Origin of the sequence: Phormidium tenue FACHB-1050 (assembly GCF_014696925.1) — a bacterium.
In the GTDB taxonomy this organism is placed as follows: Bacteria; Cyanobacteriota; Cyanobacteriia; order Pseudanabaenales; family Pseudanabaenaceae; genus Pseudanabaena.
The window spans coordinates 180298-195465 of the sequence record NZ_JACJQY010000004.1 but is presented as its reverse complement, the minus strand read 5'-3'; the positions used below and the strand labels follow the sequence as shown (position 1 = coordinate 195465).

Here is a 15168-nt window from a genome sequence, read left to right as displayed (position 1 = left end):
AACTTTTTCTGTAAAGTTGAGAGATACTCTCTGACTTTACAGAAAAAGTCGGGGGTCTCAGTCTCTGTCAATGAAATGAATCTATGCCAAGTCGTTCCATAAATTTTGAGCAATGGCGTTATTACCATGTTTATAATCGTGGTAACAATTTCCAAACGATATTTTTTGAGAGAGCAAGCTGCAAGCATGACAGGGCAACCACGGTGGGATTGCCCCTACTCCAATAATTTGATTTTGTAGGGGCAATCCCCCTTGCCAGCCCTAGACTTAGATGATTACTGGAATTCCATCCACGTAACACCAGTTAATAAGCGTTTTAATCGTGTTGGCTCGCTATTTCAGGGGAGTTTTAAGACGATTTTAGTTGATTCTGATGAGTATTTGGTGCATTTAGTTCGTTATATTCACCTTAATCCAGTTAAGGCTGATTTAGTGAGGTCTGCTTCAGCATGGGAGTTTTCTAGCTTTAGCGAATATGCAGGTGTTAGAAATGGAAGTTTGTCTTCAATGGAATTAGTTCGTTCGATGATTGGTTCAGATGAGGAGTATCATTTTTTTTCTAACTGAATGTAGTCTTCCTTCAATTCCTCAGTTGAGGGCTTTGATGTTAGATGAATAATAGTAGAGATTCAGGTAAGATTTAGATCCCCGACTTCTTTTGTGAACTTGAAAGGAATCTTGGATGAAGTAGAAGAAGTCGGGGATCTTGGTTATAAATGGGATCTTTGTGGATGGTAGTGAGGGATTCAGATCCCCGACTTCTTTTGTGAACTTGAAAGGAATCTTGGATGAAGTAGAAGAAGTCGGGGATCTTGGTTATAAATGGGATCTTTATGGATGGTAGTAGTGGGGATTCATAAAAATTAGCACCACAGTCACTGACCTAAGTGCAAAATATAGAACGCAAAGAGCAAAGAAAAAGCGCTCAGCGCAAGAAAAAGGGAGGGAACTCAAGCAACAACAACCCGAAAACCAATATTGTTGTTGCAAAGATCCGCAAAGAACCTGTAGCGATTCGCCGAACGACAAATAAACGCATAGTAGTACCACGAGCCACCCCGCAGAGCGCGTCTATTCTGCTCACCACCAGTTAGCCAAGCAGAGCCATCCTTGGGCGCACCATTATAATTTTCATGCCATATATCTTCGCACCATTCCCAAACATTGCCATGCATTTGATATAAGCCCCATGCGTTCGGGCTAAAACTCTGCACATCAACTGTCTGATTACGATATTCTCCCTTTGGTACATCTACATAGGGATAGTTACCGTTATAGTTAACCAGTTCGGGAGTAATGGTTTCACCGAAATGAAAGTCAGTAGTAGTTCCAGCGCGACAAGCATACTCCCATTCAGCTTCACTGGGCAACCTAACATTCTTTTTGAGTTTCTCAGAGAGTCTTTTACAAAACTCTTTAGCATCATCCCATGAAACGTTGATTACTGGTTGGGTTTTGCCTTGAAACTTAACATCAGACTTTTCTGATGGCTTTGTTCCCATTATTGATTGCCACTGAGCATTAGTTACAGCGTATTTCCCCATCAAAAAAGCAGGAACCTTTACTTCATGCTGCAGCGTTGACCAATCTAGCCATGTTTCAGCATTTGACAGATCATATTTCTTAGCATTCTCAAGTGCAATTTGACTCTCATTTGCTGGCATTCCCATCATAAATTTTCCCGCAGGAATCCTAACCAGATCGAGAGTGACACCATTGCCTAGATTCTCAGAAATGTATTCGACCTTCCCTTTTTTGCGGTCTAGAGATACAGTCACTCGCTGCTCCTCTGTATCAACCAACTTTTTACTCAATCCAAAAAAACTATCAACTTCTTTCTGGACAATTACTGTTTTCTTGTCCAATTTAACTTGAATTATCTCAAATTCAAACTCAGGTTGAGCAGGCTTAATCTGTTGTCTTTTGGTTCGTTCCGCTTCTTCCTGTAACCAATTTAGCCGATCTTCCTCCTGAGCCTCCATCCTCAAACGCTCTAGCCGATCGCTTTCTTGTTTCTGGCTCTCTGCTTCAGCAACTTGTTGTAATCTCAAGCGTTCATCCTCTTCTTGCTGACGCTTCAGACGTGCAGCCTCGGCTTGTCTTTGTTCTTGTTGCAACTGCTGCTCGTACTCAACTTGCTTAGTACCAACTATCCGATTCTTAATTGTCTGCAAATCGTCTTCACGGAGACCTAAATAGGTTTCATATTCTCGTAATTCTTCCTGTGTAACTTCACTAAAGGGAAACTCTTCCACAATCATCTCTGTTAACGCATTTTCATACTTCTTAAGCTTTCTAGAATATTCCTGATATGGTCGTAAAACCTCATTGATAATCGATTCAGCCTCAGAGAAATCAATCCATTCCGACTTTTCAATTAATAAATTTCTAGCGATCACTGAAATCTTTCCATTACTCCGCTTAACAACCTTCTCAACCTCCTTCCGAAACCTCAGCTTAGGATCATCCTGCGCCGCCCTCGTCAACACGATCCGATGCCCCTCCTTCTGACCAAAAAACTTTGGTGACATACTGTTATTGATACTCTTAACCTTTCCCTCCACATAGACGTGCAACTCATCCACCGACACATCCCCATCCTCATCACGATCCGCCGCCCCCGTCTTCAACCCCTCCACTAGGAAATGCGTATAGAGCGACAACTCAAAACCCTCCTGCTCGAAGGCATATTGACTCGAATCCGCAGCCGTCAAAATCGCCTGACCTTCTCCACCTAGTTTGATGTCTACCGTGCCAATATCCTTCGCCTTCATCCCCTTAGGAAATGCCCCACTATGGCAACAGTCCAAAATCGCTACTTGACGCTGTGACCTGCTGTTATACATTTGCGTCTGCACATACACCGATGACACTGCAGTAGGAGGCAAAGCCTCCTTGCTCGTCGAAGTACCAGTGAAATAAAAATCACGGCGATCATCGGTCACACCATGACCTGAGAAATAAAATAGCAACAGATCATCGGGCTTACGATTGGCAAACAAATGATAGATCGCTGTCTCGATCGCACCTTTCTCCGCATCCTTCAGCACCACCACATCCCTATCCGCAAAGCAGCCAATCTCAGGATTGAGCAAAACTTGTTGCAAAGCATCGACATCTTTCACCGCACTGGGTAAAAGATCAAGCCCTTTGGTGTAATTGCTAATGCCAATCAGTAGCGCGTATCGCCCCATGTTTAAGCCTTATGCTTTTCGATAAATTCGTTAATTTCATTAATCGCAAACTTAACCTCTTCTTCGCTAGAGGCGCTGACCTTCATTTTGACACCATTGACCTCAGCCTCTAAAGAAATTGGTTTATTGCCAAGGCGATCGCCCAAAAATTTCAATACCTTCAAAGCATTTGCAGGATTAGCCTCTGCCTTGAGCAAATCCAACAAACCACCACCACTCTTATTCCCATCGGGAGGATTGGGATCGCGCAAGCGAGTAACTGATTCAATGTCAGAGCGATTATTCAAATCATCAAATAGCTGCACCAACTCATCATCACGCTCTGTATATGTCAATTCTGCATCAGTAAAGGCGATCGTCAAAGCAAACTGGTTTTTACTGTTTTCTGAAGTCATGACTGCGAGAAATTTCGGTAACTTTTCGATATTGTATCGCATCCTTATTTCACTGCGAGTCCCTAACATCTCAATTGCTATACAATACTAGATCTAGTATTTAACCAAGTATTCAAGATTTCGACTCATGGAAGATAAGTTGATGTTAATGATCCCAGGTCCAACACCTGTACCTGAACAGGCTCTGTTGGCCCTGGCAAAAGCTCCCATCGGACACCGTAGCGGTGATTTTAGCAAGGTCATGGCAGATGTGACCGCCAAGCTCAAGTGGCTACACCAAACCACTAATGATGTATTAATTCTCACCGTAAGCGGTACGGGCGCGATGGAGGCAGGCATCATTAATTTCCTCAGCAAAGGCGATCGCGTCCTTGTTGGCGATAATGGCAAGTTTGGCGAACGCTGGGTCGAAGTCTGTCAAGCCTATGGTGTCAATGCCGAAGTCATCAAAGCGGAATGGGGCAAGGCTCTTGATCCCGAAGATTTCCGAGTCAAGTTAGAGGCGGATACCAATAAGGAAATCAAAGCGGTAATTATCACCCATAGCGAAACCTCGACGGGTGTTCTTAACGATTTAGTCGCGATTAATCGCCATGTCAAAGCCCATGAAAAGGCACTGATCATCGTTGATGCAGTTACCAGCTTGGGAGCAATGAATGTTCCCATCGACGAATTAGGCTTAGATGTGGTCGGTTCTGGTTCTCAAAAAGGTTACATGATTCCCCCCGGGTTAGGATTTGTGGCTGTCAGTCCTAAGGCATGGGAAGCTTATAAAACTGCGAATCTCCCTAGGTTCTATCTCGATTTGGGCAAAGCTCGTAAAGATGCTGCAAAAAATTCCACTCCTTTCACTACTTCCGTGAATATGGTAATGGCTTTGCAAGCTTCACTAGAGATCATGCAACGTGAAGGTTTAGAAAATATCTTTGCGCGTCACTTGCGTCATCGTGAAGCCACAAGGGCAGCAGTCAAGGCTCTGAATCTGGGCTTATTGGCTCCTGATGAAGCCGCAAGTGCTTCGATTACTTCAGTGGTTCCTCCTGAAGGACTGGACGCAGAAAAGATTCGCGCCACAATTAAGAAGAAGTTCGATATTGTCATGGCTGGTGGTCAAGATCATCTCAATGGGAAGATCTTCCGCATTGGACATCTTGGCTTCGTCGGCGATCGCGATATTCTCACTGCGATCGCTGCCCTCGAAGCATCGATTTCGGCACTTGGCTACACTAATTTCACTTACGGTGCTGGTGTAAAAGCTGCGATCGAAGTTCTGAACGGCTAACTTTCTTTATAAACTGATGTTACGTGGAACTCAGATGATGAATTTATTGCTGCTAGCGAAGCAGGGCAACCACGGGGGGATTGCCCCTACCCCAATAATTTGGATTCTGTAGGGGCTGTGCCCCCGTGCCAGCCTAGCCCCCTGCCATCACAAAAATTCTTTCCACATAACATCAATCCATAAAAAAAGGGCGCTTTGCGCCCCTTTTTTATGGATTGATTGAAGTATAAGCATTTGGACATTTATAACCTTCATCTTGATTTTGCGGTTTAGAAGGTATTTGTTTAGTAGGAACATTGCTTTCACACAGAAGTAACTTTGTGACTTTTTGATTAGCATCATTACTAGCGATCGCATAGACAGTACCCGTATAAGATTTCAATCCATCCTTTAAAGGAACCGCGCTATGCTGCGCCAGATTTCCTAAGTTAGTAACTTTGTAGCTATAGAACTCTGAATTCAGCGATAATCCCGATTTTAATTGATTGATATCAGACGTGAATTGTCCTTGCGCTTGGAATACTTGCTGCTGCGATCGCATGATGGCGCGAATGGAAGACTTACTCTCTGCTTCTCGAATTAAGGCTGAAGTTGCTATCAAATCTTGCGATCGCAAGATTTTGATGTCACTAGAAATAGTTGTACTATCCGAGATTTTGGTTAGCTGTTGAGGCTGGGAATCTAGTGATGTGGGGCGAGGCTGATTTGGAACAGAATTGGCTATTTTTAATTGTCCATCACTATTGATTTCATAGATAGTTTGGGTAGTAAGAACGCCAAAAGTAAGATCAATTTGCTGAGGCGTTTTGCTGGAGTTGACTTTAAAAGTACCTGCGATCGCAGTCTTACCTAATGGCAAATCATCAGACAAAATGTAAATATTCCCATCAACATCATTTTGAGTCTCAAAAATGGCTGTACCAGTTTTGACTCCATTTTGATTTTTGAATTCCCAAGTCCCCGCTAGTTTGTAATTGATTGAGTTTTTGGCGCGATCGCCTATGTTGTTACAACCGCTTAACAATCCTGTCATAACCAATGAAATCGTAATTATTAAGGGGCTTGCAGTGAAATAAAGAACCGATTTTTTGTGGTGCGGTTTCGCCACGCCACAAAAAATCGGGTTCCTTATTAAATCGCATAACCCTAGTGTGATTGATCTATTGGTAAAAATCTTTCTGAAGACAGGGATTTGCATATTGATAGATTACAATTTAGACTAATTTTAAAAGATACTCTAAGACTTAGAAAAATTTAACTATGGAGAAGAAACTTAGCCAAGTGTTTTCCGAATATTTGGGGGTAGATAATTTTTTAGAGTTGGTACATATTCCTGAAGGTAAGTTTGTTATGGGAACAGCTCATAATGAAGAAGGCTACGCTAGTGAGAGACCATCACAACTAGTTAAAGTATCTTCATTTTATCTAGGAAAATTTCCAATTACTCAAAGGCAGTGGCAAGCAGTGGCAAAATTACCTGAAATCAGTATTCCTCTTAATCCTGCAATTCGTTTTTTAGGTTTTTTTCTTTGGCGGTTATGGATTGTTTGGGAGGGGGGGATTTTTCCCAAGTTAAGGATTTTTGCGAGAAGGTTGGGGGCTGGAAGTTAGGCAGGGTAGGGGTTTAGTGGATTTTATGGAATTTTTCCTTAAGTTTTGTAAACTTTGGTTATGTTGACGGTAGGAAAACCTATATTATTGAGTTGTAACCCATTTTGAAAGGTAGAAAATTATCATTTTGAAAGGTAGAAAATTATGAGTACGAGTATGAGTACGAGAGTGAAACTTGTCGTTAAGAACAACACTGGGGTGGTGGTAAAGTGTACCAATATCGAATGTGAGAGGTTCGAGAATTTGTCTGAGGGCGACACAATAGCGCCCGGTGGAAAAAACGAATTCACGACTGAGACCTGTGATCGCATTTTTTGTACGTTCACTGAACAATCGCCTGGCGCTGGCAGCTGGCCATGACATGTCCGAGATCGAGTCGGAACAGTGCTTGTGGTAGCTATAATGCGGGATTGCAACCCTATGAACGACGTGGAACTCCTGTGACGTTTACATTTATACTCGGGCAACCGAATGAAGCAGACTGGAATCACGGAGACATTAATGTGTTTGATGTGATCGAATATGGGGATTGCTCATAAATTGACGATCTCCATGATTTGCTGTTAGCCTTTGAAGTGCGATCGCTTACGAGTGTAGTGTGATCGTGGTCTTCTTGTTGATTAAACTTTAAGATTGTGATAGTTTGGGCTGTTGAAAGTGCGATCATTTTGGGCTGTTGAAAGTGCGATCGCCGATCTTGTAGGTTGGGTTGAGGTTACGAAACCCAACATTACTTTTTCCCAAATTACCACCCAATATCTGAGTTATAATCAATACTATCAATTCTACACCTTAATCAAATAATTTAACTTATGTCTGCTACAATACAGTTCACATTTTAAAAATGAAGTTGCTCCTGTTGAAAATATCTCATGGGTTGATGCGATCGAGTTTTGCGATCGCCTTAGTAAACTGACGGGCAGAAATTATCGTTTACCTAGTGAAGCAGAATGGGAATATGCTTGTCTGGGAGGGAAATCTACTCGCTACTATTTTGGAGATAAGATTAGCTCAGATTTTGCCAACTATGACGGTAGATTTCAGTATGAATCTGAAGCTTCTGTAAAATATCGCGACAAGACGACCCCTGTTGGCACTTTTTCGCCTAACAATTTTGGTTTATATGACATGCATGGGAATGTTTGGGAATGGTGTGCAGATCCTTGGCATAAAGACTATCGCGGTAGACCAACAAATGCCTCAGTGTGGGATTTGGGAGGCGATCCACAATATCGAGTCTTAAGAGGAGGCTCTTGGAATCATGATGCATGGGAATGTAGAGCTACCAATCGCCGCAAAGATCCATTTGTAAATTGGTACAACTATTATGGATTTCGGATCGCTCTGTCTAAGTAGCTAAGGAAATAAACGTAATTCAGAGGTGGGAGAATTGAGAAATAAATCTGCTCTTCGCAGTACTGATGGTGATATCTTAATCTGCTTGAGAGCTACCAAGCCCTCATCTACAAAGGATTTACATAGAGCTGCGTTATTACCTTTATTAAAAGTCGTCTCATAAAAAACTTCGCGAATACCCGCCGACACCACCAGCTTTAAACAAGAAATACAGGGTTCCAAAGTCACATAAATACTCGCACCATCGGTGGAAATTCCATGTTTAGCTGCTTGCGCGATCGCATTGGCTTCAGCATGAACAGCCCTTGAGGGAAAATCTTTGTTCACGGTGCAATTACTCATCTCTGGATAGCAATAACCTTGCGTCGTGCAATGGACTGAGCCTGAGGGTGAGCCATTGTAGCCCGTGGCAAGTACCTGCTTATTTTTAACAATCACGGCTCCCACAGGAAAGGCAAGACAGGTCGATCTCATGGCGGCAAGTTTAGTCAGCAGCATAAAGTACTCGTCCCATGTGGGGCGTTGCTGAAATGCGGCTTTTTCGATCAATTCTGTCATAGGAAAAAATAAATAGAGCTTAGAAGGATAGGGTAGAATATTTCACCGCAATGTCTAGAGCTTACCATAGGCTGCTTAAAGTAGCACTTACAGCGCTTTAGCTTCAAGCCCAAACCTATAAATTTATGCAGCTAATAGATGTTAGCGATATCCCCGATGTACTAAGAGACCTTCGAAGTGTGGGAACTCAATATGAAATTCCAGAACTAGGTGATGATAAATTTAAAAATGCGCTGTTAAAATTGGCTAATGTAAGCATAAATATCGAAAATCATGTTTATCCAGAAATTTCAAATCCAAAATTTTAAATCATTTCAAGATGTAACTTTATATTTCAATAAAGATGTAAACATATTGACAGGAAAAAATAATTCTGGCAAAACCACAGTTCTTGAAGCTCTATCTCTATGGCATGAATGCTTTACTAAACTTATAATTCAAGCAATTAGAAATCAAAAAAAATATAAAAAAGAAGATTGGATATTCCGATTAAGATCAGATATATTTAGTAGTTTTGATCAACTCCAGAGTAGTTCTAAGTATTATATTGAAGATATTTTTTATGAATGCCAGATAAAAAATAAAATAAAGTTAGGTGTAACATTCCAAAATGCTGAAGGTGATATTCTTGAGATTAAATTTAGTATTAGTGGATTAAAGTATAATTACAAAATTGCACTAGATAAACATACAAATTTTGATTTTGTAAAATTTAATTCATTTTTTAGATCATTGCCAAACACATTTAGTATTTACTATGCTTCACCAATAGCAACTGTGGCTCCTTCTGAGAAATATATAGATTTAGCGGAAGTTGAACAGGCATGTATGGATCATAGATCTAGTTCAGTTATTAGAAATAGACTATTCCAAATCTCTAAATTTCCTGCCACTTTTGATATATTTCAAAGAGATTTAGCCTACATTCTATTTAACAATCAAAGTAAAATATCATTTGATTTTATTTTCGAGGATACTGAGAATAGTCATATTGTTGTCAAATATAAAACCAAATCAAACGAAAATCCTAAAGACCTTTCATTATTAGGTAGTGGTACATTACAACTAATTGAAATATTAGTTAATTTTTATCTAGTAGACCTGCAAGGGAAAGAAATTCGATTGGTTATGTTAGATGAGCCAGACAGCTATATTCATCGAGATATTCAAAAACGTTTAATTGAAATAATCACCAGATTCTCTGCCAATACCCAAATTATAATTTCTACACATAATGAGTCTTTTATTCGCTCAGTTCCTGTTGAGCATCTATTTCATTTAGATGGGAAATCTATCGGTGAGTATCACCCAATTAATGAATCTGAAATTGAGAAGTTGCAACCACGCTTTAAAGGGATTTATCCATCTTTAATCAATCCCATTATTCGCACGGTTGGCGAAATAACAGGGCTGGATTTTATTAATGCCATAGAATGCGATCGCTTAATTTTTGTGGAGGGCGAAGATGATGCAAGATATCTAAATGTATTACTAAAGCAGCAATTGGGGATCAGAAAGCGATATATGTTTTGGGTGCTAGGAGGTGTTAGTGAAGTATTTGAAAATATACTTGCCTATAAGACCGTATTTTCTGCGATCAAAAATGGTCAGAATCTATGGCAAAAATCCTGTGTTGTGATTGACAAAGACTATCTAAATCATGATCACCAGCAAGCAATTATTGCTAAATTCAAAGAAAAGTATCAGCTAGAGGTATTTAGCTGTGATGCTTATACCTTTGAGTCTACCGTTTTTGAGAATCTAGAATTATTGTCATCGCTGATTAGCCAATGGTTAGAACTTAAAACTAATCGTGAAGTTGATAGGAATGAATTGCTCCTATCTCTTCAACATGAATATGCCAAGGTTCACCAACTATTACAAGCAAAATATACTGATAAATTTATTGAAGAGGTGGCTCAAAGGTATAGAGATATTAGAGAAAAAACAAATGCTCTATTTGGCAAACCCGCAATTATTCCTCAAAGTGATATTCAATTAACTAATTTAGTCAGGAGGAATTTGCAAGATACTTTAGAAACAGCTAATTATTATTGGCTAATGCGAAAGAGTGATGTTGAAGTAGTTATTCATGCGATCACACAGCAGTATGGGGTTAGTTTTTCCTGTGAAACTGATTTTATAGAACTGATTAAAGTCGTCAATAAAGGGACTTGGATGAATCAATGGAATTTCTTAAATAGGATTTGATCCAAAATAATCAAAGTGCTTATATAGCGGGTATTTTGATTTTTTGGATCAAGTCTGGAGCTTTTTCTCTAATTTCTGACTAGCTTGAGATAGGGAGAAGCAGAACATCCAATAGATTAAAGCCACAAATAGATAAACTTCAGCATAGCGACCAATAAACTCTGGCTGTGATAAGACAGTACGAGACACACCCATCAAATCGACTAGACCGACGATCGCCACTAGTGAAGTATCTTTAAATAATCCAATGAATTGACCAACAATTGCAGGTATCGAAGCTTTGAGAGCTTGAGGTAAAACAATTAAAGTAATCGTTAAGGGAATATTTAATCCCAAGGCTCTAGCGGCTTCTGCTTGCCCTTTAGGAATTGACTGCAAGCCACCACGCACATTTTCCGCAAGATAGGCGGCACTAAAAAATACAAAAGCGGCGATCGCTCTCAAAACGCGATCTATCTCTAAACCTGCTGGTAAAAATAAGGGCAGCATCACTTGCGCCATAAATAGAATGCCAATTAGTGGCAATCCGCGCACAATTTCAATATAGAAGACACAGAACCATTTAATTAAGGGCAATGTACTCTGTCTTCCTAAAGCTAGCAAAACTCCCAATGGGAAAGAAAAGATGATCCCTGAAATCGCCACGATCAAGGTTAAAACTAGTCCATTCCAAACATTCACATCAACGACTGTTAATCCCAGATTGCCACCAATTAGCCATAGAGAAATGGGTAAAGTTGCAAACCATGCGATCGCCAAAATCAGAGAACTTTGAGTAAATTTCTTACCTTGCTGACCGACCAGAAACCCAAGCCCAATCGCGCCACTAATTGCTAAAGTCAAAACTTTGGAGATGCCATCAACAGGTAGCAAGATTGCAAGGGCGATCGCAAGTGCACCGATAGAGATTGCCACAAACCGACTAAATCTGCCCCATAGCCCCCATGAGATTCCTGCCAAACTGCCTGCGATCGCTAAAATGCTCCACAATCGCCAAAACTCTTCGACAGGATAAAGCCCCACTAAAAACAACCGCAAATTACTACTCACTACTGACCATTGAGCTTGAGTTGTAGCCCAAAGCCAGACATTACTTACAAACTGATATAACAACCAGATACAAAAAAATGTAAGTAAGCTATTAAGCCAACTGCTAAATAGATTTTTTTTTGCCCATGCTAGAGGACTCTGTGATGCTAGGAGTGGTGGCGTGACCGAAGTTTGCGTCATGATGCATCTACAAATTATTTACCGCGCAATGCGCTGCATAAACAATACACCAAAAAAATATAAGGGAACGCAAAGCGTTCCCTTATATTTTTTTGAAAATAGCAAAATCAGTTTTGGGGTTTTATTTAGAATTTTCAGAGGCAGGATCGCCTTTATAAGGTTGTGCGCCAGTAGCGGGGAAATCATCTTTGCTTGGGGAGAAAATTTTAGCGATCGCATCGCTCAGATATTCCACCATGCTTCTAAATTTTTTTGCTAAACCGTTCATAACTATCACCCTCAAAGGAATATCTAGAGAACTTAATTTTTAGGATTAATGTAGGGCTTGATCCCTAACTCTGTATATTTTAATACTTACATTGTCAGGGATTGCTGATTTTAAGGTTGCTTAATAATTGTTTGAGTTTCGACACAAGTTCTGATGTTCATAGGTAAAACTGAGTCGGATGATACCAAATCTTAAAATTTATTATTGTATGGGACAGTTTTGAGGGAAAATGTATCTGATTGAGTACAAAATTTTCTTAAGCAATTGTAACTATGGTCGCTGCACCCTCGAAACCTCAAACTCTTGAGACACTCTGCATTAACTCCATCCGCTTTTTATCGATCGATGCGGTCGAAAAGGCAAAATCTGGTCACCCCGGTCTGCCGATGGGCGCAGCACCAATGGCTTTTGTGCTGTTCGATCAGTTTTTAAAGTTTAACCCTAAAAATCCTAAGTGGGTCGATCGCGATCGCTTTGTCCTCTCCGCAGGACATGGCTGTATGTTGCAATACTCATTGCTACACCTGACTGGCTATGACAGCGTTAGCATCGAAGACATCAAAAATTTCCGTCAATTGGGTAGCCCCACCCCAGGACACCCTGAAAACTTTGAAACCGCAGGTGTAGAAGTCACCACAGGACCTCTTGGTCAAGGTGTTGGTAATGCCGTTGGTTTAGCGATCGCTGAAGCACATTTAGCGGCACGTTTTAACAAACCTGGTCACAATATCGTTGATCACTACACCTATGTGATTCTTGGCGATGGTTGCAACATGGAAGGTATTGCTTCTGAAGCTGCTTCCTTGGGTGGTCACCTCAAGCTCGGCAAGCTGATCATGATGTATGACAGCAACAGCATCTCCATCGATGGCAGCACAGACTTAGCCTTCACCGAAGATGTGGCTATGCGTTATGAAGCTTACGGTTGGCACGTTGTCAAGGTCGCTGATGGTAACGAAGACTTAGATGCGATCGCCAAGGCACTCGCTGAAGCCAAATCTGTCACCGACAAGCCTAGCTTGCTCGTTGTTACTACCACCATCGGTTATGGCTCACCTAAGAAAGCTGGTACATCTGGCGTTCACGGTGCGGCTCTCGGTGGCGATGAAGTTGCGGCAACTCGCGCTAATCTCGGTTGGACTCATGAACCTTTCGATGTTCCTGCTGATGCTCTGGCTCGTTTCCGTCAAGCTGTTGATAAGGGTGCTAAGGCTGAGGCTGAATGGAATGAGCGCTTTGCTGCTTACGAAAAAGCCTATCCTGCCGAAGCTGCTGAATACAAACGCATCATGGCTGGCGAACTTCCTGAAGGTTGGGAAAAAGCCCTTGAGCCTGTTGCTCAAAAGGAAACTTCAACCCGTCTTCTTTCCGAAGCTTGCTTGAATGCTTTGTCTCCTGTACTTCCTGAATTCTTGGGCGGTTCCGCTGACTTGGCTCACTCCAACATGACCTATGTTAAGGGGCTTGCTGACTTCCAGCATGGATCATACGAAGGTCGTAACTTCCGCTTTGGTGTGCGCGAACACGCGATGGGCGCAATCATGAATGGAATGTTCCTCCACGGCGGCACAATTCCTTACGGTGCGACCTTCCTTGTATTCGCTGACTATATGCGTGGCGCAATGCGTCTCTCGGCTTTGTCAGAAATTGGTGTACTGTACATCCTCACCCACGACTCCGTAATGCTTGGTGAAGATGGTCCTACTCACCAACCAGTAGAAACGATCGCCTCTTTGCGTGTCATTCCTAACTCCTTGACCATCCGTCCTGCGGATGCTAACGAAACCGTTGCTGCTTATCAAGTAGCGATCGCTAACCGTAAGCGTCCTAGCTTCCTAGCCTTCACTCGTCAAAATGTGAAGAATCTCGCTGGTACTTCCATCGAAGGCGCGAAGAAGGGTGCTTACACTGTTGTTGATGCAGCAAATCCTGACCTGATCTTGATTGCTACAGGTTCGGAACTTGAGTTGGCAACTAAGGCAGCCGCTATCCTCGCGGGCGAAGGTAAGGCAGTGCGCGTAGTTTCTATGCCTTGTCAAGAACTCTTCAATGAGCAATCTGATGAGTACAAAGAATCCGTACTTCCTGCATCTGTCAAGAAGCGCGTCAGTGTTGAAGCTGGTAGCACCTTTGGCTGGCACAAGTACATCGGTTCTGAAGGTGCAGCGATCGGTATGGATACCTTCGGTGTTTCGGCTCCTGGCCCTATTGGTTACGCCAAGTTTGGCTTCACCGTTGATAACGTTGTAGCAACTGCTCGCAAAGTTCTCGGTTAAATAGTAGAAGTATTTCCTTGAGAAAGATTTCCATAAAAAAGCGCACTAAGTGCGCTTTTTTTATGTCTAAGGCGATCGCTGGTTGATTGAAGTGAACTTGCGTTCACCTTAAATGATGTTAGACAAATGCTTGGTTTATGAGATTGGGACTAACTCGCTACTTGGATAAGTGCAGTAAAAGGCGATCACTTACAGTTAACATCTAGACTAGAATAAGCTGAGATGAGTGATCGCGGGAGAATCTCTAATGACTCAAACAATTGCAAAAAAAATATCACTTTATGACCAAGATCTAAATCTGTGGTTAGAAACGGTGATCGTGCAATTAAAGAGTGGTAATTTAGAAAACCTCGATATTGAAAATCTGGTAGAGGAGTTGGAAGGCTTGGCAGGTAGAGATCGGCGCGAGTTAAGAAGAAGGCTATCAACTCTTCTCGAACATTTACTCAAGCGTTGCTATGTTAGAAGCGAGTATGACTATGCAGGATGGGAAATCACTATTGATCGCACTCGATTTGAAATAATCGGTATTTTAAGTCAGTCGCCTAGCCTAAAAAGCTATGTAAATAGTGATGAATTATTTGAAGAAGCTTTTGCTCTTGCTTTGCGTACTGTAAGGAAAAATCAAGGGTTCAAAAATGTTGATTTCCCAGATAAGTGGCAATTTAGTCACGATATTGATGACATCTTAAATGTTGATTTTTGGGAGATTTTATAAAGTAAGCTCGCCTCTCAAATAATCACAAGGCGCATATTGGAACAGAATTGATGCTTAGCGGAAATAGTT

General features: G+C 41.5%; 14 protein-coding genes. 8 read left to right on the top strand and 6 right to left on the bottom strand.

The features are described 5' to 3' along the window. Positions 1 to 252: 252 nt before the first annotated feature. Positions 253 to 567 carry a hypothetical protein gene (locus H6G05_RS04425; RefSeq protein ID WP_190576653.1) on the top strand — a complete coding sequence of 105 codons (315 nt, stop codon included), beginning with the start codon at positions 253 to 255 and terminating at the stop codon, positions 565 to 567. Between the two features lie 383 nt (positions 568 to 950). Here H6G05_RS04425 and H6G05_RS04420 read toward each other — a convergent pair whose 3' ends face one another. Then, positions 951 to 3194, bottom strand: a complete 2244-nt coding sequence (locus H6G05_RS04420; protein WP_190576651.1) for a caspase, EACC1-associated type — start codon at positions 3192 to 3194, stop codon at positions 951 to 953. 2 nt (positions 3195 to 3196) lie between these two features. Further along, positions 3197 to 3631 (bottom strand): hypothetical protein, encoded by a 435-nt coding sequence (locus H6G05_RS04415; RefSeq protein ID WP_242025241.1) that lies wholly within the window; start codon positions 3629 to 3631, stop codon positions 3197 to 3199. Positions 3632 to 3716: 85 nt separating this feature from the next. Between H6G05_RS04415 and H6G05_RS04410 the strand changes: the two genes are divergently transcribed. After that, entirely contained in the window at positions 3717 to 4871 is a 1155-nt protein-coding gene (locus H6G05_RS04410) for a pyridoxal-phosphate-dependent aminotransferase family protein (RefSeq protein WP_190576649.1), read from the top strand. 208 nt (positions 4872 to 5079) lie between these two features. On the opposite strand, the gene H6G05_RS04405 is transcribed toward H6G05_RS04410, so the two are convergent. After that, positions 5080 to 5904 (bottom strand): type IV pilin-like G/H family protein, encoded by an 825-nt coding sequence (locus tag H6G05_RS04405; protein ID WP_190576647.1) that lies wholly within the window; start codon positions 5902 to 5904, stop codon positions 5080 to 5082. 227 nt (positions 5905 to 6131) lie between these two features. On the opposite strand from H6G05_RS04405, the gene H6G05_RS04400 reads away from it, so the two are divergent. The 3 genes from H6G05_RS04400 (at position 6132) to H6G05_RS04390 (ending at position 7838) form a co-directional block, all read left to right on the top strand. Next, entirely contained in the window at positions 6132 to 6482 is a 351-nt protein-coding gene (locus H6G05_RS04400; RefSeq protein ID WP_190576645.1) for a formylglycine-generating enzyme family protein, read from the top strand. A gap of 356 nt (positions 6483 to 6838) precedes the next feature. Beyond that, positions 6839 to 7021 carry a hypothetical protein gene (locus H6G05_RS04395; protein ID WP_190576643.1) on the top strand — a complete coding sequence of 61 codons (183 nt, stop codon included), beginning with the start codon at positions 6839 to 6841 and terminating at the stop codon, positions 7019 to 7021. Positions 7022 to 7298: 277 nt separating this feature from the next. Then, positions 7299 to 7838, top strand: coding sequence for a formylglycine-generating enzyme family protein (locus tag H6G05_RS04390; protein ID WP_242025251.1), 540 nt, complete (start codon positions 7299 to 7301; stop codon positions 7836 to 7838). Here the strand turns inward: H6G05_RS04390 and H6G05_RS04385 are convergent, their stop codons facing one another. After that, the gene (locus H6G05_RS04385) at positions 7839 to 8396 is read right to left on the bottom strand and encodes a deoxycytidylate deaminase (protein WP_190576641.1); all 558 of its coding nucleotides are present in this window, start codon (positions 8394 to 8396) and stop codon (positions 7839 to 7841) included. A 273-nt stretch (positions 8397 to 8669) separates the two neighbouring features. On the opposite strand from H6G05_RS04385, the gene H6G05_RS04380 reads away from it, so the two are divergent. Then, complete coding sequence (locus tag H6G05_RS04380; protein WP_190576639.1) at positions 8670 to 10607, top strand: ATP-dependent nuclease; 1938 nt, start codon at positions 8670 to 8672, stop codon at positions 10605 to 10607. Positions 10608 to 10655: 48 nt separating this feature from the next. Here the strand turns inward: H6G05_RS04380 and H6G05_RS04375 are convergent, their stop codons facing one another. Both H6G05_RS04375 and H6G05_RS04370 read right to left on the bottom strand, forming a co-directional pair. Further along, positions 10656 to 11837: an amino acid ABC transporter permease gene (locus H6G05_RS04375; RefSeq protein ID WP_190576637.1), complete on the bottom strand. Its 1182-nt coding sequence runs from the start codon at positions 11835 to 11837 to the stop codon at positions 10656 to 10658. 121 nt (positions 11838 to 11958) lie between these two features. After that, entirely contained in the window at positions 11959 to 12105 is a 147-nt protein-coding gene (locus tag H6G05_RS04370; protein WP_190576635.1) for a hypothetical protein, read from the bottom strand. A 272-nt stretch (positions 12106 to 12377) separates the two neighbouring features. Between H6G05_RS04370 and tkt the strand changes: the two genes are divergently transcribed. Both tkt and H6G05_RS04360 read left to right on the top strand, forming a co-directional pair. Further along, on the top strand, positions 12378 to 14381 hold the full coding sequence (gene tkt / locus H6G05_RS04365; RefSeq protein ID WP_190576633.1) for a transketolase: 2004 nt from the start codon (positions 12378 to 12380) through the stop codon (positions 14379 to 14381). A 247-nt stretch (positions 14382 to 14628) separates the two neighbouring features. After that, positions 14629 to 15099, top strand: coding sequence for a DUF29 domain-containing protein (locus H6G05_RS04360; RefSeq protein ID WP_190576631.1), 471 nt, complete (start codon positions 14629 to 14631; stop codon positions 15097 to 15099). Positions 15100 to 15168: the final 69 nt, after the last annotated feature.

Coding starts and splice junctions, on each gene's coding strand:
- H6G05_RS04410 (WP_190576649.1), top strand. CDS start 3,717: ATGGAAGATAAGTTGATGTTAATGATCCCAGGTCCAACACCTGTACCT.
- H6G05_RS04370 (WP_190576635.1), bottom strand. CDS start 12,105: ATGAACGGTTTAGCAAAAAAATTTAGAAGCATGGTGGAATATCTGAGC.
- H6G05_RS04385 (WP_190576641.1), bottom strand. CDS start 8,396: ATGACAGAATTGATCGAAAAAGCCGCATTTCAGCAACGCCCCACATGG.
- H6G05_RS04400 (WP_190576645.1), top strand. CDS start 6,132: ATGGAGAAGAAACTTAGCCAAGTGTTTTCCGAATATTTGGGGGTAGAT.
- tkt (WP_190576633.1), top strand. CDS start 12,378: ATGGTCGCTGCACCCTCGAAACCTCAAACTCTTGAGACACTCTGCATT.
- H6G05_RS04420 (WP_190576651.1), bottom strand. CDS start 3,194: ATGGGGCGATACGCGCTACTGATTGGCATTAGCAATTACACCAAAGGG.
- H6G05_RS04395 (WP_190576643.1), top strand. CDS start 6,839: ATGACATGTCCGAGATCGAGTCGGAACAGTGCTTGTGGTAGCTATAAT.
- H6G05_RS04360 (WP_190576631.1), top strand. CDS start 14,629: ATGACTCAAACAATTGCAAAAAAAATATCACTTTATGACCAAGATCTA.
- H6G05_RS04375 (WP_190576637.1), bottom strand. CDS start 11,837: ATGACGCAAACTTCGGTCACGCCACCACTCCTAGCATCACAGAGTCCT.
- H6G05_RS04405 (WP_190576647.1), bottom strand. CDS start 5,904: ATGACAGGATTGTTAAGCGGTTGTAACAACATAGGCGATCGCGCCAAA.
- H6G05_RS04380 (WP_190576639.1), top strand. CDS start 8,670: ATGTTTATCCAGAAATTTCAAATCCAAAATTTTAAATCATTTCAAGAT.
- H6G05_RS04415 (WP_242025241.1), bottom strand. CDS start 3,631: ATGCGATACAATATCGAAAAGTTACCGAAATTTCTCGCAGTCATGACT.